Raw genomic sequence first — 16,829 nt, 5'->3', positions numbered from 1 at the left:
TGCTGCGGTATAAACGCGCGAAATCGCGTCGGGAATCTGGTGGCGCGCCGCATCGCACGCCATGATGTCGTCATGACCGGGGTCGCCGAACCCGTCATCCGCACACCCGACCAGCGGATCCGGGTCTTCGTCAGTTCCACCCTGCGCGAGCTCGCCGACGAGCGTCGCGCGGCTCGTGCCGCCATCGAGGGCCTGCGACTGGCCCCGGTGATGTTCGAGCTCGGCGCCCGTCCGCATCCGCCGCGGGCGCTGTACCGCTCCTACCTCGCCCAGAGCGACGTCTTCGTCGGCATCTACGGAGCCAGCTACGGCTGGGTGGCCCCCGGCGAGGAGATCTCCGGCCTGGAGGACGAGTACCGCCTCGCGCCGCCCGGGATGCCCAAGCTCATCTATCTCAAGAGCGGCAGCGAGCGGGAGGAGCGGCTGGAGGCCCTGATCGACCGCATCCGCACGGACGACACCGCCGCCTACCTCTCCTTCGACGCGCCCGAGGACCTCGCGGCCCGCATCGCCGAGGACCTCGCCACCCTGCTCGCGGAGCGCTTCGACCAGTCGCGCGCCCCCGCGTCCGCTCCCGGCGCCCCCGCGACCTCGCTGGCCGCGCGGGTCCCCGTCCCGTACACGCGCACGATCGGCCGCGAGGGGGACATCGCCGCCGTCCGCGACCTGCTCGAGCGTGCCGAGGACCGGGTGATCAGCCTCATCGGGCCCGGCGGGATCGGCAAGAGCCGGCTGGCGATCGAGTCCGCTCTCGCCGTCGACGACCTCTTCCCCGACGGCACCTACTTCATCGCCCTCGAGAACGTCCTCGAGCCGGCGCTGCTCCTGCCGACGATCGCGTACGCGCTCGGCATCCGCGACAACGGCGAGGCGGCACTGGAGGAGCGCCTGTCCCTGGCGCTGGCCGGACGGCGGGTGCTGCTCGTCCTCGACAACTTCGAGCAGATCGTCGATGCCGCCCCCGTGCTCGTGCGCCTGTTCACCGTCGCCCCGCTGGCGCGCTTCCTCGTCACCAGCCGGATCGTGCTGCGCATCCGCGGCGAGCGCGTCTTCGAGGTGCCGCCGCTGGTGGCCCCCGCCGACGGGGCACCCGCCACGCTGGAGCGCGCGGGCATGTCCAGCGCGTGCGCGCTGTTCGTCGACCGGGCCGTCGCCGCGGCGCCGGGCTTCGTCCTCACCGCCGACAACGCGGGCGCGGTGATGGACATCTGCCGCCGCCTCGAGGGTCTTCCCCTCGCCATCGAGCTGGCGGCGGCCAAGGCGCGGATGCTGTCGCCGCAGACCATCGCCGAGCGGCTCGGCCAGGCGCTCCCGCTGCTGACCGCCGCGGTGCGCGACCTGCCGGAGCGTCACCGGACGATGCGGGCGACGCTGCAGTGGAGCGTCAGCCTCCTCACCCCGCCGCAGCGGGAGATGCTCGAGGATCTGGGCGTGTTCGCGGAGCGCTTCACCTTCGACGCCGTCGAGGCGCTCGGCGCCGGGCGCACCTGGGGCGGCGAGGCGCTCGAGGCGCTCGGCGCCCTGGTGGACGCATCGCTCGTGAAGCAGACCGACGTCGCGGGGCGAGGGGTGCTGTCGCTGCTGGCGATCGTGCGCGAGTACGCGATAGGACGCCTGAAGGAGCGGGGCGAGGCCGACCTCATGCGCGCCGCGCACGCCGACTACTACCACCTGCTCGTGCAGCGACTGGCGCCTCAGCTGCGCGGCACGGGGCAGGCGGCCGTGCTGCCCGAGCTCGGGCTCCAGCTGGCGAACCTGCGCGCCGCGATCCGCCACCTCGTCTACACCGGCCGGCTCGACGACGCCGCCGACTTCGCGTGGGAGATGCTCATCTACTGGTGGATCATGGGGCTCTTCGGCGGCGTCCGGGTCTGGATGCTGGAGCTGCTCGCCAAGGACGAGCCGATCACCCAGCGCTCGCGCGCCACCGCATGGTTCTTCGCGCTGTGGGGCGAGCTGTGGCAGCGCCCGGCGCAGGAGGTGGTCGCCGGCCTGGGCGAGGTCGCACGGCTGTTCGCCGAGAGCGGCGACGACGACGCCTCCGCGATGGCGTTCGCCGCGCGCGCCACCGCCCGCGTGCAGCTCCCGGATCCCGACATCGATCTCGCGGAGCGCGAGCTGCGCGACGCGGTGGAGCGCCTGCAGAAGGTCGGGAACCCGTGGGCCGAGGCGATCACGCGCGTCTCGCTCGGACGCGTCGCGTGGCTGCGGGGATCGATCGACGACGCGCTCGCGCACCTGGAGCGCGCCTCGGCGATCGCCGAGACCAACGGCGACCGGTTCACCCTGTCGATCGCGGGCAACCAGCGGGGCCGCCTGCTCATCGTCCGCGGCGCGGTCGACGAGGCCGAGGACGTGTTCGTCACCACTCTCATGCAGTCGGTCCGACTCCACCACGAAGAAGGGGTCGCCTACGGCCTGGAGGGCCTGTGCGCGGTCGCCGCCGCCCGGGACGACGCCGAGCGCGCCGGGGAGCTCTCCGCCGCGGCCGCCGCCATCCGCCACCGCGTGGGCGTCTTCGACGTCGAGGCGTTCACCGTCCACGCGCTGTCGCTGGACGAGGTGCGCTCACGGCATCCGGAGCAGGTCGCCGCCGGAGAGGCGCGCGGCCGCATGCTCACCCTCGCCGAGGCGGTCTCGCGGGCCCTCCCCGAGACCGAGGGCGCCGCCGCCGCCGACGCGCTCGCCCACTGGTGACGCCCCGCCGCCGCCCCGCCGCCGCCGCTGCCGCCGCCGCTGGCGCCGCCGAGCCGACACGAAAACGACGAGCCGACACGCCCCGTGCGGTCGGGACGTGTCGGCTCGGCGAAAGGGTGTCGGTTCGGGATCAGGTCCAGGTCCAGGACGCCAGGACGGCGTCGGTCACGGCCTGCCGGTCGGCGTCGGCGACGTCCGGGCTGAAGGAGAACGTGACGATGAACGTCTGGTCCTCGCTGTTGAGGTAGAACTGCTCGATCAGGTACTCGGTGCCCTCCGAGGCCAGGCCCGCGGAGATGTGCGCCGCCTCGGCGCCCGCGACCGTCAGCCGCGGCTCGACGACCACGTCGGCGGCGCCGCCGCCCTCGAGCTCGCCCGGGCCGGCGCTCTCGACCTGATCGAGCTCGACCCGCCCGGCGGGCGAGAGGATCACGTTCACGTTGTCGGCGAAGCCGTCCTGGTCGTCCAGGTCGGCCGCGAAGCTGTCGGGGTCGAAGCCCTCGACGGGACCAGGGTCGCCCCAGTCCTCGGGGACCGCGTAGGTGTAGCCGGTGCCGCTGATCGTGTCGCCCGCGGCGGGTTCGGCGGCCGGAGCCGCAGGCGTGGAGGCCGCCGGCTGCGGGTCGGAGCCCGGTTCGGTCGTCGCGGTGCAGCCCGCGAGCAGGACGGCGGCGGCGAGGATGAGGGCGGAACTCCGTGTGCGCGACATGCAGCCACTCTAGGAGGGCGGCGCGGATCCGGCGCAACCCGTTGACGCGGGCACCGGGATGCGTCAGCGCGCGTGCCGGAACCGGATCCGGGTGCCCGGCCGGGCCTGCGCGAGCGCGTCCCGCGACGCGTCGACGACCACGGCGATCACCGGATAGCCCCCGGTGACCGGACCGTCGGGACCGAGGATCACCGGCTGCCCGGACGGCGGCACCTGGATCGCCCCCGGCACCATCCCCTCGCTGGGCAGCTCCCCCTCGCGGCTGCGCTGCAGCACGGGACCGTCCAGCCGGACGCCGACGCGATCGGCGTCGCCCGACACGGTCCACACCGACTCGAACAGCAGGGGCACCGCATCGGCGGCGAACCAGTCGGCGCGGGGTCCGGGCGCGAGGCCGACCTCGATCGCGTCGTCGGCGGGGGCTCCCCACGGGTGGAGGTCGTCGGCGGGGACGGCGGCGATGTCGTCCGCGCCCACCGCGAGCGTGTCGCCGGCGGCCAGCGGTGCGGGCCCGATCCCCGCCAGCGTGTCGGTCGAGCGCGAGCCGATGACGCGGGGGACATCCCACCCGCCCCGCACGGCGAGGTAGCCGTGCACGCCGTGGTCGAACCGGTCCACGTGCAGTTCCCCGCCCGCCGGCCAGCGCTGCGCGGTGTACGGGTCGACGAGGCGGCCGTCGATCCGGATCGGCCCCCAGGCGCCGGTCACCGCGAACCACAGGTCGACGAGGGCGACCGCGCGGAATCCGCCCATGACGATCTCGATGCCCGCGGCGTCCTCCGCCGTGCCGACCAGGCGCTGGGCCGTGCGCAGCGCGGCGCGGTCGGCGGCACCCGAGGCGGCCACTCCCGCCGCCGCATGCCCGGCACGACCCTGGTCCTGCAGGGTGGCACGGAGACCCGGATCGACGACCCGCACGGCGGCGCTCGCGGCGGTCGGCGCGGCGGCGCTCGCGACGGTCGGCTCGGCGGCGCTCGCGGCGCTTGGCGCGGCGGCGCTCGCGGCCGTCGGCGCGGCGGCGCTCGCGGCGGTCGGCGCGGCGGTCCGCGCGGCGGCGGGCTCGTCGCCGGGTCGGTCGCGACCCGCCTCCGCGTCGGCCGCGTCTTCCGGAGCGGGCGCGGTCGGCGCGAACCGCACGCGCGTGCCCGGGGTCAGCAGCGCGGGGGTCTCCGCGGCGGCATCGAACAGCGGCGCCGTCGTCGTCCCGATCAGCTGCCACCCGCCGGGCGTCTCCCGCGGATACGCCCCGGTGAACTCGCCGGCCAGTCCCACCGCGCCGGTGGGGACGCGCGTGCGCGGCGAGGACCGCCGCGGCACATCGAACGGCCAGTCCTCGCTCACGAGGTAGCCGAAGCCCGGCGCGAAGCCCGTGAAGGCGACCGTCCACTCGGCGGCGGCGTGGCGGGTCGCCACCTCGTCGGGGGTGACTCCCAGGTGCGCGGCGACAGCGGCGAGGTCGTCGCCGTCGTAGCGGATCGGGAGCTCCACGACGGCATCGGCCGACGCGGCGGCCCCGGCCGTCGGGCCCGCCGCGGCGCGCTCGATCCAGGCCCGCGCGGCCGCGACCGGCAGCAGGCGCGAATCCACCCGCACGAGCACGGTCCGGGCCGCGGGAACCAGGTCGACGACGCCGTCGGGGCGGGATGCGGCCAGCGCGGCCCGGAGGCCGAGCACCTCTGCCAGCGAGCCGGCCTCGGCGAGCACCGCGCGCTCGCCGAAGGGAAGGAGCCTCACCACGGCGCGGCCACCCCGACGCCTGCGGCATCGAGCGCCGCGCGCACCGCACGGGCCATCGCGACGGCGCCGGGCGAATCGCCGTGGAGGCACAGCGAGACCGCATCGGCGCGCACCACCGTGCCGTCGACGGCCTCCACCTCGCCGTCGCGCGCGAGACGCACCGCCCGGGCGGCGACGAGGTCGGGGTCGTGCAGGAGCGCGCCCGGCGCCGAGCGCGGGACGAGCCGCCCGTCCGGCAGGTAGCCGCGGTCGAGGAACGCCTCCCGCACGAACGGCAGCCCGGCCGACTCCGCCGCCCGCACCACGGCGCCGTCGAGCCCGAGCACCGGAAGCGCCCGACCGAGGGCCGCGGACACGTCGGCGATCGCCGACACGACCGCGCCGGCGACGGCGGCATCGGCGGAGACCGCGTGATAGAGCGCCCCGTGGGGCTTGACGTAGCGGAGCGCTCCCCCGGCATGCACGAGCGCCTCCAGCTGGCCACGCACCTGCGCGCGCAGCGTCGCGGGCTCCACGGCGAGCGCGACGCGACCGAACCCGGCGGGATCGACGTAGGACGGGTGCGCGCCCACCGCGACGCCGTGGACCGCGGCGCGGGCGACGGCCTCGCGCATCGACGCCGCGTCCCCCGCGTGGCCGCCGCACGCGACCGATGCGCTGGAGATGACCGCGAACATCGCCTCGTCGTCGGCCGTCGGCACGCCGTCGACGGTCTCGCCGAGGTCCGCGTTGAGGTCGATGGCCGTCATACCGCCACGGTACCGGCGTCGCCGTGTTCACAACTCCGGAAATCCGACACCGTATGCCCCTCCGGAGGCCCCGGCACGGCCTCGGGCGGCCGGGTCTCCGGAGTTGTGCACACGCGGAGTCCCGCACCCGGTCGCTGATGGCCGCCGCGCGTTACGACTGCGTAAAGACCGCGCCCACCGCCGTGCGTCGCGGACGGCGGCGGGGCAGGATGGTCGCATGCCCCTCCAGACGCGCCCGGCGCACCACGCGGCAGCGACGCCGCTCCTCCAGGTCCGAGACATGGCGGTCGACTTCCGCACCGTCGGCGGAGTCGTCCACGCCGTCGAAGGCGTCGACCTCGAGATCGCCCCGGGCGAGACCGTGGCGATCGTGGGTGAGTCCGGCTCCGGCAAGTCCACGAGCGCGATGGCCGTCATCGGGCTGCTCCCCGGCAACGGCAAGGTCGTGCGCGGCAGCATCACCCTCGACGGACAGGAGCTCGTCGGAGCGTCCGAGTCGCGGATGCGCAAGGTGCGCGGCGCGCAGATCGGACTCGTCCCGCAGGACCCGATGTCCAATCTGAACCCGGTGTCCAAGATCGGCACGCAGGTGGCCGAGACCCTCCTGGCGCACGGGCTGGCCACGCCCAAGGACGTCGACCGCAAGGTCGTCGAGACCCTCGCGGCGGCGGGACTGCCGGATGCGGAGGAGCGGGCGAAGCAGTATCCCCACGAATTCTCCGGCGGCATGCGTCAGCGGGCCCTGATCGCGATCGGCCTCGCCTGCAACCCGCGTCTGCTGATCGCCGACGAGCCCACCAGCGCCCTCGACGTCACCGTGCAGAAGACGATCCTCGATCAGCTCGACCGCATGACGAGCGACCTCGGCACCTCGGTGCTCCTCATCACGCACGACCTGGGTCTCGCGGCCGAGCGCGCCGCGCGCGTGATCGTCATGCACCGCGGCCGGATCGTCGAGCAGGGCCCGGCGCGGCAGATCCTCGAGGACCCGCAGCACGCGTACACCCAGGCCCTCGTCCAGGCCGCGCCCTCGGTCGCGGTCGCCCGGCTGCGTCCCGAGGTCTTCACCCGCCCCGCGACCGCCCCCACGGCTGTCCCCGTCGCCGTCACCGAGCCCGCGGAGGCACCGGCACCGGCAGCTTCGCCGGCAGCGCGCGACAACATCGTGGAGGTCGAGGACCTCACGAAGGTGTATCGGATCCGCGGGAAGAAGGAGGACTTCGCGGCGGTGTCGAACGTGTCCTTCGCCATCCCACGCGGCGAGACGGTCGCGATCGTCGGCGAGTCAGGATCGGGCAAGACCACCACGGCACGCATGCTGCTGAAGGTCGTCGAGCCGACGTCCGGGTCGCTCCGCTTCGAGGGTCAGGACGTCGTGGGACTGAAGGGCCGGGCGCTGCGGGACTTCCGCCAGAAGGTGCAGCCCATCTTCCAGGACCCGTACTCGTCGCTGAACCCGATGTTCACGATCGAGCGGATCATCTCCGAGCCGCTCGACTTCTACAAGCGCGGCTCCGCGAAGGACCGCGACGCGCGCGTCCGCAAGCTCCTCGACGACGTGGCCCTGCCGCAGACGATGCTCCGCCGCTACCCGTCGGAGCTGTCGGGCGGGCAGCGTCAGCGCGTCGCGATCGCGCGGGCGCTGGCCCTGAACCCCGAGCTGATCGTGTGCGACGAGCCGGTGTCGGCGCTGGACGTGCTCGTGCAGGACCAGATCCTCACGCTGCTGCGCGATCTGCAGTCCGAGTACGGCCTCAGCTACCTCTTCATCTCGCACGACCTCGCCGTCGTGCGCCTCATCAGCGACTACGTCTGCGTCATGAAGGACGGCCGGCTCGTGGAGGCGGCCTCCAGCGAGGAGATCTTCACGAACCCTCGCGACCCGTACACGCGTCGCCTGCTGGCATCCATCCCCGGCAACGAGCTCGACATCGCCGTCTGAACCGGCGACGCCGCCGCTTCACCGAGCCGACACGCTCTCGCCGAGCCGACACGCTGCGTGCGGTACGCGACGTGTCGGCTCGCGCGAATGTTGTCGGCTCGGCGTGGAGAGCAGGGCCGACGCCGCGGGGGCGTCAGCGGGCGCGGGTGCGGGGATCCATCGCCTCGCGCAGCGCCTCGCCCAGCAGGGTGAAGCCGAGCGCGGTGATCGAGATGCAGATGCCGGGGAGGAACGCGAGCCACGGCGCGATCGCCAGCTCCGCCTGCGCGTAGGTGAGCATGCGCCCCCACTCCGCCGTCTGCGGCAGTCCGCCGCCGAGACCCAGGAACGACAGCGCCGCCGCGTCGATCACCGCGGTGGCCAGCGACAGCGTGCCCTGCACGATGACGGGTCCGACGGAGTTCGGCAGGACGTGGCTCATCGTGATCTTGCCGCGGCCGAGGCCGAGCGTCTGCGCGGACAGGACGTAGTCGGCCGAGCGCTGCTGCAGCATCGACGCACGCAGCAGCCGCGCGAACACGGGCACCTGCGAGGCTCCGATGGCGATCATGACCGCCGTCTGGGACTGGCCGAGGATCGCGGCGATGGAGACCGCCAGCAGCAGGTTCGGCACCGAGAGCAGGATGTCGACGAAGCGCATGATGACGTTGTCGACCCAGCCGCCGAACATGCCCGACAGCAGGCCCAGCAGCATGCCGCCCAGGAGCCCGAGCGCCGTCGAGATGACCCCGATCATCAGCGACGCCTGGGCGCCCCAGATGAGCTTGGACAGCACGTCGCCGCCGAACCGGTCGAGCCCCAGCGGGAACTCGGCGAGCTCGCCGGGACCCGGGATGTGCGTCGGGGTGATGTACCGCTGGCCCGGCAGCTCGGTCGGGCCGTAGGGCGCCAGCAGCGGCGCCAGGGCGGCCACGAGCAGGAAGAGCAGCACGATGATCGCGCCGATCCAGGCCGACGGGTTGTGACGCAGGCGGGCGAACACGTCGCGCCAGAAACCGCCCTTCTGCCCGGCGGTCGAGGTGGCGAGCAGCTGCGCGGCCGTGTCGTCGGCCGGTCCGCCGCCGGGGGCGGGCGGGAGCATCGCGGAAGTCACTGGACCCTCACTCTCGGGTCGATGAGGCTGTACGACACGTCCACCAGCAGGTTGATGAGGGCGTACAGCACGGCGATGAAGAGGATGAACCCCTGGAGCACGGGGAAGTCACGGGTGAAGATCGCCCGCGCGAGGAACGAGCCGATGCCCGGGAAGGCGAACACGGTCTCGGTGAGGACGGCGCCCGAGATCAGCAGGCCCGTCTGGAGGCCGATCGTCGTCACCACGGGCAGCATGGCGTTGCGGAGGATGAAGCGGCTCCGCAGCGTCTGGCGCGAGATGCCCTTGGCCATGCCGGTGCGCACGTAGTCCGCGTTCTGCACCTCGAGCACCGAGGCCCGGGTGATGCGGACGATGATCGCCAGCGGGATGGTCCCCAGCGCGACGGCGGGCAGGATGAGGTGCAGCACGGCATCCCACGCGGCGTCGAACTCGCCCGTCAGCAGGCCGTCGAGCACGTAGAAGTTCGTGTAGTGCGTGGCATCCATCCGCGCGTCCTGGCGCCCGTCGGAGGGGAGCCAGCCGAGCTGGACCGCGAAGACGTACTTGAGGATGAACGCCAGGAAGAACACCGGGATGGTGATGCCCACGAGGCTGAGGGCGACCGCGCCGTGGTCGCTCCACTTGCCGTGGCGGCGCGCGGCCCAGTAGCCCAGCGGCACACCGATGCCCACGGCGATGATCATGGCCGCGATCGACAGCTCGATGGTCGCCGGGAAGCGCCGGGCGAACTCCTCGATCACCGGGCGTCCGGTCTGGATCGAGCTGCCGAAGTCGCCCTGCAGCAGGCGACCGAGCCAGGTGATGTACTGCTCGACCAGCGGGCGGTCGAAGCCGTAGAGGCGGTTGATCTCCGCGACGGCCTCGGGTGTCGCCCGCTCGCCCAGGAGGGCGACGGCCGGTCCGCCGGGCAGGGCGCGGACCCAGAAGAACAGCAGGATGGTGAGCCCGAGAAGGGTGGGGATCACCAGCAGGATGCGCCGACCGATGGTGCGTAGCACGGGATGCGACTCCGGTGGGTGGGAGGGGAGGTGACGCGGATGCCGCGACCGGGTGCGCCGGTCGCGGCATCCGCCGGGTCAGCCGTCTACTCGGACAGCACGACCATGTTGTACACCTCGTCCTGGACGGGGCTGGCCGGGTACTCCGTGACGCGCGGCGCGAAGGCCAGCGTCGGCACGGGGTGGGCCAGCGGGACGCCCGGGATGAACTGCGCGATCTGCTCGTTGATGGACTCGTAGGCCGGGACCTGCTCCTCCTCGGTCTTCAGTCCGCGCGCGTCGGTCAGCGCCTGGAACAGCTCGGGGTTGTCGAAGCCCCACTCGTTCGTGGCCGCGCCGAAGAAGACGCCGACGAAGTTGTCCGGGTCGTTGTAGTCGCCGGTCCAGCCGAGCAGGTGGATGCCGTGGTCGCTGCCGCCCTGCATCCGGTCGAGGTACTCGCCCCACTCGTTGGACTCCGCCGTGATCTTCACGCCGACCGCCTCGAGCTGGCTCTGCAGGTTCGCGAAGATCTGCTCGGGGTTGGGCATGTAGGGGCGCGAGATGTTCACGGGGTAGTTGAACATGATCTCCAGCGGGTTCGACTCGTCGTAGCCGGCCTCCGCGAGCAGCGCCTTGGCCGCCTCGGGGTCGTACTCGTACGTCGTCACGTCGGGGTTCCAGCCCACGACCGTATCGGGCATGAACTGCGTCGCCGCGACGGTGCCCTCCGGGAGCACCTGCGAGATGAGCGCGTCCTTGTCGATCGCCTGCGTGAGCGCCTGGCGCACCTTGATGTCGTCGAGGCCCTCGGCGGCCTGGTTGAACGCGAGGTACAGGACGTTGAACGGGGCGCGGTTGACCAGGTTGAACCCGGCATCCTCCAGCGCGCCGAGGTCGGCGGGCGCCACGAGGTCGAAGCCGTCGATCGAGCCGGACTCGAGCGCCTGGCGACGCGCGGTGGTGTCTCCGATGACCTTGAAGATGACCTTCTCGACCTGGCCCTGCTCGCCCCAGTAGTCGCCGTAGACCGAGACGGTGGTCTCGGCGCCCGGCTCCCACGAGTCGAACTTGAACGGGCCGGTGCCGGTCGGGTGGCCGGTCGCGTACTCGCTCTGCGTGGGCGCCTCGGCGGTGCCGCCCACCTCGTCGGCGTTGAACTCCTCGAGGGCGGTCGGGCTCTGGATCGCGAACGCGGGGAGCGAGAGGGCGGGGATGAACCCGGCGAAGGGCTGCGTGAGCGAGATGGTCACCTCGGTGTCGCTGCCCACCTCGCAGCCGTCGTAGATCGACGTGCCGGTGTCGGCGTAGCCGCGCATGAGCGAGCCCCAGTAGTAGGACATGCTCGCGCTCTGCGCGACGCCGGTGAAGTTGTTCTGCCGGTCGAAGTTGAAGCAGACCGCCTCGCCGTTGAACGGCGTGCCGTCGTGGAAGGTCACGCCCTCCTTCAGCTGGAACGTGTAGGAGAGCCCGTCCTCGGACTGCTCCCACGACTCGGCGAGGAGCGGAGCGGGGTCCGCCGTCCCGGGCGCGACGCCGACGAGGCCCTCGAAGATCTGGCGCGAGATGCGGAACGATTCGCCGTCGCTGGCGAATGCGGGGTCGAGGCTCGACGGGTCGCCCGACGCGCCGAACACGAACGTCGTGTCGACATCGCTCGGAGCCTCGGACTCCTCCTGACCGCGCTGGCTGCTGCACGCCGTGAGCACGAGGCCGCTGATGGCGACCGCCGCGATCGTGGCGAGCGCGCGCCTTCTCGAAGTGGAGAGCATTGTGCACCTTCCGTTATGCGGGCCCGGCGTCCAGGCGCGGGCATGCGCCCGCCGGGGGATGCGATCGACGCTACCTGTGAACGCGCTGTGCCACAGTTACACCTTTGTCTCGATCCTGTTTCGAACCGGCCGACTACCGTGGGACCATGGCGCGCGCACGGATCGAGGAGGCGGGGCCGTCGGCGCGCCTGTCGGACGGCACGATCGCGCGCGTGGTGCCGAGCCGCTTCGCCGGCGGCTGGGAGCTCGACGTGGACGGCACACCGCAGTCGCACGTGGACCTCGACGATCCGACCCACCTGCACTTCGAGTACATCGCGCGCATGGCCGCCGTCGTCGATCTGCTCAGATTGCCGGGACAACCGCTCACCGCCGTGCATCTCGGGGCGGGCGCCCTCACCCTCCCCCGCTACGTCGAGCACACGCGTCCGGGCTCCCGCCAGCAGGTGATCGAGCTCGAGCAGCCGCTCGTCGACCTGGTGCGCGCGCAGCTGCCGCTGCCGCGGGGGGCGCAGATCCGGGTGCGCATCGGCGACGCCCGCGATGTCGCCGGCCGCCTGCCTGCGGGCCTGGCCGGAGCGGCCGACCTCGTGGTGTCGGACGTGTTCGCCGGCGCGCAGACACCCGCCCACCTGACGACGGTCGAGTACTTCCGCACGCTCTCCGCGCTCCTGGCCCCCGAGGGCGTGCTCCTCGTGAACGTCGCCGACGGCGCGGGGCTCTCGTTCGCGCGGCGTCAGGTGGCCACGGTGCGCGCCGTGCTCGATCACGTCATCGTCCTGGCCGAGGTGCAGACCCTGAAGGGACGGCGCTTCGGGAACCTCGTCATCGCCGCGTCGGCGTCGCCGCTTCCCATGCAGTGGCTGCCCCGGCTGATGGCGGCCGGTCCCCATCCGGCCAAGGTGGCGCAGGGTGCGGAGCTCGACGAGTTCGCGCGCGGGGCGCGCGTGAGCGTCGATGCGGATGCCGAGGCCTCGCCCAAGCCGGCGGCGTCCGTGTTCGAACGCTGACCCGGCGCGTCCTCGGGGCGTTCCGAGCCGCCCGGGTGACACTGGATGGGCGAACCGCGCGGCGTCGGAGGGAGACACGGTGAGCTACATCCTCGGATACGATCCCGACACTCTGCGCGAGCAGGTCGATCCCCGTCGCTGCAAGGAGCGCCTGAGCGAGCTGGGCGACCAGCGCAGCCTCCCCGCACTCCTGGAGCGGGTGTGGCTCCTCAAGGTGCTCGACCGCCTCGAGGACGCCCTGGTCGTCTCGGAGCAGTCGGTGCGCGTGGCGCGCATGGGCGGCACCCGGAAGGACCTGCTGCGCGCGCGCATCCTGCACGCCACGATCCTCCAGTTCCGCGGCGCGTACGCCGCCGCGCTGCAGGAGCTGACCACCTGCGCCGAGGAGGCCGAGGGGCAGGGCTGGGCGGCGCTGGCGGCGTTCGCCTACCAGCACCGCGGCAAGGTCAGCTACGACGCCGAGGACTACGCCGCCGCGCGCAGCGACTTCAAGCGCGCCCTCTTCCTGCGTCAGGAGTCCGGCGCCCCCGAGGAGCAGCTGGAGTCGACGCTGCTGGCCATCGAGGCGGCCGACCGGCGCCGCACCGCGGTCGCCAGCTGAGTGTCGGACCGCCGACCTACTCTTCTCGCATGACCGATCTGCTGGACGTCCGCCGCGAGGCGGAGGCGCTCATGGCGGCGCACCTGGACGGGTCGTGGACGTTCGCCTTCGACAACGCGAAGCGCCGCGCCGGAGCCTGCGACTACACCCGTCAGCGCATCACCCTGTCTCGCTACCTGTCCGCCCGCTACGACGCCGAGACCAACCGCCAGACGATGCTCCACGAGATCGCCCACGCGCTGGCCGGGGCGCGCGCCGGCCACGGCGCCGCCTGGAAGCGCACGGCCCGCGAGCTCGGCTACACCGGCGGCGTCACGCACCGCGGCGAGACCGCGACCGAGCTCGCCCCCTGGGTGGGGGTCTGTCCCGCGGGGCACGTGGCCTATCGTCACCGTCGCGCCACACGGGCCACGTCGTGCGCGAAGTGCTCGCCGCGCTTCGACGAGCGGTTCCTGCTCGCGTGGACGCGACGTGAGATCACGCCCGCCACGCGGCTTGCCGCGATGACACCGCGCTAGCCGGAGCCTGCGGCCGTCGACTTCGCGAGCCCGTCGAGGTGGCGGTCCCGGAGCCAGACCCGACTCAGATGGCAGTCGTTGTCGTCTCCCGTCCGCCGAAGCGACGACCACTGTCATCCGAGCGGTCTGACGCGACAACGAGTGTCATCCGATCCGCGTGCGGCGGCCGTGTCAGCGGGGCCGCGCAGCACCGGATCCGTCAGGCGGCGACGAACGTGCCGTCACGGAGCACCGCCGCCGATGCCACGGCATCCACCTCTGCGGCACGGAGCACTTCGTCGCGTGCGCCGCGCTCGAGGAGCTCCTGACCCGAACCCGATGCGGTGAGGAGATGGCGGACGGCGCCCCGCAGGCCGCGGAACGACTCGCACGCCGCGGCCGCCTCGGGCGAGGTGTGATCGACGCCGAGGGCTCCGAGTGCGTCGATGACCGCGCCGGCACCGAGCTGATCCTCGACGGCGAATCGCAGGGGGGCGTGCGGCTCGCGGGAGGTCAGCTCGCCGGCGGCGATCACGGCGATGCTCGTGCGGGCTCCGCGGCGCACCTGCTCCTCGAGCGCCGCGCGCGCGGTGGCCGAGGCGTTGCGAAGGCAGCCGAGCAGCACCGTCGCCCCCGCCCCCGCCGCGCGCTCGGCCACGGCCGCGCCGTTGAGCGAGACGGCGTGGGCGTCGGCGTCCAGCGCCACCGGCTCCCCCGCCGCGACCCGGTCGGCCACCGTCGACGAGAACCGGAGCACATCGACCACGACGACGACGTCGGAGGGGGCGAGACGCTCGAGGCCGGTCGCGCCCCACTCAAAACGGACCTGGTAGCGGGACTGATCGAACGCGGAAGTCACCGCTCCAGGCTAGGCGTCCGCTCGCGTGCCGGGTGCGGTGCGACACTGGAGCATGCGCATCCTGCTGAAGCTCGTCCTCGACTGCGACGCCGATGCCGCCTGGCGCGCGCTGCACTCCCCGCGCGTCGTCGCGGAGCTGTACGGCCCGCTCCTGGAGCTGGAGCCGATGGCCTCCGTGGGGCTCCCCACGTCGCTGGAGCCGGGGATGGACGTGCCGGTGCAGCTCTCGCTGGCCGGCGCCGTCCCGCTCGGCGCCCAGCTCATCCATGTCGAGGACCGGCGCCTCGACGGGCCCGACGGGCCGGTGCGGATCCTGCGGGACAGCGGCATCCCGCTCACCGGACCGCTCGCCTCGCTCGACGTCTGGGACCACCAGATGGCCGTCTCTGCGGCACCGGGAGACCCGGCGCGGACGCTGTGGCGCGAGCGGCTCGTGATCGGGGGACCCGCGGCGGCGGTCCTGTGGCCGGTGCTGTGGACCACCTGGCAGTGGCGCGGCATGCGCCTCCGGCAGCTCGCTCCGTCCTGGGCGCACGACCCGGCGCCCGCGGAGGCACCGGAGGCACCGGCTGCCCCGGCTGCCCCGGCTGCCCCGGCTGCCCCGGCTGCCCCGGAGGCAGCGACTACCCCACGCGCGTAACTCCTGAAATCCGGTGGCGAATCGGCCGAGAAGGGCCGATCCCCTCCCCCAGCCCACCGGATCGCAGGAGTTGTGCGCGGCCGATCACTCGGCCAGCACCTCGACGGGCGTCGCGCGGGTCGCCAGCCGGGTGGGGACCACCGCGGCGATCAGCGTGAGGACGGCGGTGGCCGCCACCACGACCAGCGTCGGCACGAGCGGGACCGCCGGCAGCACGAACGTGGGCGCCTGCCACAGCGGCGGCATCGGCACCGAGCCGAGCACCGACTGCGCGGCGATCCAGCCGTAGACGGTGCCGAGCACGAGCCCGAAGGCCAGAGCCGTGACGGTGATGTGCGTCGCCTCCAGCAGCACCATCCGGCGCACCTGCCCGGCGGTGAGCCCGAGCGCGCGCAGCAGTCCCAGCTCGCGCCGGCGCTGGACGACCCCGATCGTCAGCAGATTGACGAGGCCGACGGCGGCGATCACCGCGCTCACGGCGACGAGCGCCATCATCACGCCGGCGAACGAGTCGACCATCTGCGTGAAGTAGACGTCCGCCTCCCCGCCGCTGGAGGCGGCGACCAGCGCCTTGGCCGACTCTGCGGCCACCGCGAACATCGTGACGAGCGCCACACCCATGACGACGCCGATGGCCATCCGGCTGGAGCGCTCCGGGTACCGGAGCGCGTTCTCCGCCGCCAGCCGGGCGGTCGCGGACCGGCCGAACAGGCGTCCGGTGAGCCGCAGCAGCGGAGGCATGACGACCGCCGCGGCCAGGGTGAGCGCGGTGAACGAGAAGAGCCCGCCGAAGAACGCGACAATTACCCCGAGGGGGCTGAGCAGGCCCAGGAGCAGGCCGCCGGCGAGCAGCGCGACCCCCACGGCACCGAGCGCGATGGTGGCGGCATTGCGCCCGCGGCGGCCAGAGACGTCCTCGTGCGTCTGCTCGACCGAGCCCCCGAGCGCCTGCAGCGGGGTCACGGTCAGCACGCGGCGCGACCCCGCCCACGCGGCCGCCCAGGTGGTGAGGGTGACGGCGGCCGCTGGCAGCAGCAGCGAGGGCTGGAGCACCGCGTAGTCCGCGCCGCCCTCCAGGACCCGGTCGAGGATCGGCAGCGCCGCGGCGACGAGCACCACCCCGGCGACCAGGCCGAGGAGGGCCCCGATGGCGCCCACGACGAAGCCCTGGGTCGCGATCTCGGAACGCTGCGAGCGCGCCGAGGCACCGATGAGCCGCATGAGGGCGATCCGTCGCGTGCGTCCGGCGACGATGGTCGCGAACGTGTTGGCGGTCACGATCGCCGCCACGTACACGGCGACCGCGAGCAGGAGCATCCCCAGGATGCCGACGACGAACGCGAGCGTCTCGGAGGAGCCGTAGTAGGGCGTCGCCAGCATCGTGGCGCCGATGTATCCGGTGGCGCTGATGAGCGCGACCCCGAACGCGGTCGAGATCGCCGCCACGAGGACCGTCGCGCCCATGCCGCGCTCGCGCAGCCACGACCAGCGTCCGGCGGTGCGGGGGACCGCGACGGTCGCCGGCATCGGCTCGGCGACGGCG

General features: G+C 73.2%; 14 protein-coding genes. 6 read left to right on the top strand and 8 right to left on the bottom strand.

Going from position 1 to position 16,829, the window contains the following annotated elements; genetic code table 11:
- The first annotated feature begins 72 nt into the window (after window positions 1–72).
- Window positions 73–2,697 carry a DUF4062 domain-containing protein gene (locus tag QQZ13_RS09545; protein WP_284528785.1) on the top strand — a complete coding sequence of 875 codons (2,625 nt, stop codon included), beginning with the start codon at window positions 73–75 and terminating at the stop codon, window positions 2,695–2,697.
- A 130-nt stretch (window positions 2,698–2,827) separates the two neighbouring features.
- On the opposite strand, the gene QQZ13_RS09540 is transcribed toward QQZ13_RS09545, so the two are convergent.
- From QQZ13_RS09540 to QQZ13_RS09530, 3 genes are all read right to left on the bottom strand, one after another.
- Window positions 2,828–3,406: a hypothetical protein gene (locus QQZ13_RS09540; protein ID WP_284528784.1), complete on the bottom strand. Its 579-nt coding sequence runs from the start codon at window positions 3,404–3,406 to the stop codon at window positions 2,828–2,830.
- Window positions 3,407–3,469: 63 nt separating this feature from the next.
- Window positions 3,470–5,143 carry an urea amidolyase family protein gene (locus tag QQZ13_RS09535; RefSeq protein WP_284528783.1) on the bottom strand — a complete coding sequence of 558 codons (1,674 nt, stop codon included), beginning with the start codon at window positions 5,141–5,143 and terminating at the stop codon, window positions 3,470–3,472.
- A complete protein-coding gene (locus tag QQZ13_RS09530; RefSeq protein WP_284528782.1) occupies window positions 5,137–5,892 on the bottom strand; it encodes a 5-oxoprolinase subunit PxpA in 756 nt (251 codons plus the stop codon). Before QQZ13_RS09530 ends, QQZ13_RS09535 begins: the two co-directional genes overlap by 7 nt.
- A 217-nt stretch (window positions 5,893–6,109) precedes the next feature.
- On the opposite strand from QQZ13_RS09530, the gene QQZ13_RS09525 reads away from it, so the two are divergent.
- Window positions 6,110–7,834, top strand: coding sequence for an ABC transporter ATP-binding protein (locus QQZ13_RS09525; protein ID WP_284528781.1), 1,725 nt, complete (start codon window positions 6,110–6,112; stop codon window positions 7,832–7,834).
- 133 nt (window positions 7,835–7,967) lie between these two features.
- Here the strand turns inward: QQZ13_RS09525 and QQZ13_RS09520 are convergent, their stop codons facing one another.
- The 3 genes from QQZ13_RS09520 to QQZ13_RS09510 all read right to left on the bottom strand — a co-directional run bounded on the left by QQZ13_RS09520 (window position 7,968) and on the right by QQZ13_RS09510 (window position 11,679).
- The gene (locus tag QQZ13_RS09520; RefSeq protein ID WP_284528780.1) at window positions 7,968–8,915 is read right to left on the bottom strand and encodes an ABC transporter permease; all 948 of its coding nucleotides are present in this window, start codon (window positions 8,913–8,915) and stop codon (window positions 7,968–7,970) included.
- A gap of 8 nt (window positions 8,916–8,923) precedes the next feature.
- Window positions 8,924–9,928 (bottom strand): ABC transporter permease, encoded by a 1,005-nt coding sequence (locus QQZ13_RS09515; protein WP_284528779.1) that lies wholly within the window; start codon window positions 9,926–9,928, stop codon window positions 8,924–8,926.
- Window positions 9,929–10,014: 86 nt separating this feature from the next.
- A complete protein-coding gene (locus QQZ13_RS09510) occupies window positions 10,015–11,679 on the bottom strand; it encodes an ABC transporter substrate-binding protein (protein ID WP_284528778.1) in 1,665 nt (554 codons plus the stop codon).
- A 146-nt stretch (window positions 11,680–11,825) separates the two neighbouring features.
- On the opposite strand from QQZ13_RS09510, the gene QQZ13_RS09505 reads away from it, so the two are divergent.
- The 3 genes from QQZ13_RS09505 (at window position 11,826) to QQZ13_RS09495 (ending at window position 13,808) form a co-directional block, all read left to right on the top strand.
- Window positions 11,826–12,689: a spermidine synthase gene (locus QQZ13_RS09505; RefSeq protein ID WP_284528777.1), complete on the top strand. Its 864-nt coding sequence runs from the start codon at window positions 11,826–11,828 to the stop codon at window positions 12,687–12,689.
- A 79-nt stretch (window positions 12,690–12,768) separates the two neighbouring features.
- The gene (locus tag QQZ13_RS09500) at window positions 12,769–13,290 is read left to right on the top strand and encodes a hypothetical protein (protein WP_284528776.1); all 522 of its coding nucleotides are present in this window, start codon (window positions 12,769–12,771) and stop codon (window positions 13,288–13,290) included.
- A 29-nt stretch (window positions 13,291–13,319) separates the two neighbouring features.
- Window positions 13,320–13,808, top strand: a complete 489-nt coding sequence (locus QQZ13_RS09495; RefSeq protein ID WP_284528775.1) for a SprT-like domain-containing protein — start codon at window positions 13,320–13,322, stop codon at window positions 13,806–13,808.
- Between the two features lie 199 nt (window positions 13,809–14,007).
- On the opposite strand, the gene QQZ13_RS09490 is transcribed toward QQZ13_RS09495, so the two are convergent.
- Window positions 14,008–14,646, bottom strand: coding sequence for a 2-phosphosulfolactate phosphatase (locus QQZ13_RS09490; RefSeq protein WP_284528774.1), 639 nt, complete (start codon window positions 14,644–14,646; stop codon window positions 14,008–14,010).
- Between the two features lie 52 nt (window positions 14,647–14,698).
- Here QQZ13_RS09490 and QQZ13_RS09485 point away from each other — a divergent pair, with 52 nt between their 5' ends.
- A complete protein-coding gene (locus QQZ13_RS09485) occupies window positions 14,699–15,286 on the top strand; it encodes a hypothetical protein (RefSeq protein WP_284528773.1) in 588 nt (195 codons plus the stop codon).
- An 84-nt stretch (window positions 15,287–15,370) separates the two neighbouring features.
- Here QQZ13_RS09485 and QQZ13_RS09480 read toward each other — a convergent pair whose 3' ends face one another.
- A complete protein-coding gene (locus tag QQZ13_RS09480; RefSeq protein ID WP_284528822.1) occupies window positions 15,371–16,813 on the bottom strand; it encodes an ABC transporter permease in 1,443 nt (480 codons plus the stop codon).
- Window positions 16,814–16,829 lie beyond the last annotated feature (16 nt).

Source organism: Microbacterium sp. T2.11-28, from assembly GCF_950097975.1.
In the GTDB taxonomy this organism is placed as follows: Bacteria; Actinomycetota; Actinomycetes; order Actinomycetales; family Microbacteriaceae; genus Microbacterium.
The sequence above is the reverse complement of the archived record's forward strand: the minus strand, read 5'-3'. Positions and strand labels throughout refer to the sequence as shown.

Excerpts from the sequence above, each read along its gene's own strand:
- QQZ13_RS09530 (WP_284528782.1), bottom strand. The coding sequence starts at position 5,892 with ATGACGGCCATCGACCTCAACGCGGACCTCGGCGAGACCGTCGACGGC.
- QQZ13_RS09520 (WP_284528780.1), bottom strand. The coding sequence starts at position 8,915 with ATGCTCCCGCCCGCCCCCGGCGGCGGACCGGCCGACGACACGGCCGCG.
- QQZ13_RS09510 (WP_284528778.1), bottom strand. The coding sequence starts at position 11,679 with ATGCTCTCCACTTCGAGAAGGCGCGCGCTCGCCACGATCGCGGCGGTC.
- QQZ13_RS09545 (WP_284528785.1), top strand. The coding sequence starts at position 73 with ATGACCGGGGTCGCCGAACCCGTCATCCGCACACCCGACCAGCGGATC.
- QQZ13_RS09540 (WP_284528784.1), bottom strand. The coding sequence starts at position 3,406 with ATGTCGCGCACACGGAGTTCCGCCCTCATCCTCGCCGCCGCCGTCCTG.
- QQZ13_RS09525 (WP_284528781.1), top strand. The coding sequence starts at position 6,110 with ATGCCCCTCCAGACGCGCCCGGCGCACCACGCGGCAGCGACGCCGCTC.
- QQZ13_RS09485 (WP_284528773.1), top strand. The coding sequence starts at position 14,699 with ATGCGCATCCTGCTGAAGCTCGTCCTCGACTGCGACGCCGATGCCGCC.
- QQZ13_RS09505 (WP_284528777.1), top strand. The coding sequence starts at position 11,826 with ATGGCGCGCGCACGGATCGAGGAGGCGGGGCCGTCGGCGCGCCTGTCG.
- QQZ13_RS09480 (WP_284528822.1), bottom strand. The coding sequence starts at position 16,813 with ATGCCGGCGACCGTCGCGGTCCCCCGCACCGCCGGACGCTGGTCGTGG.
- QQZ13_RS09495 (WP_284528775.1), top strand. The coding sequence starts at position 13,320 with ATGACCGATCTGCTGGACGTCCGCCGCGAGGCGGAGGCGCTCATGGCG.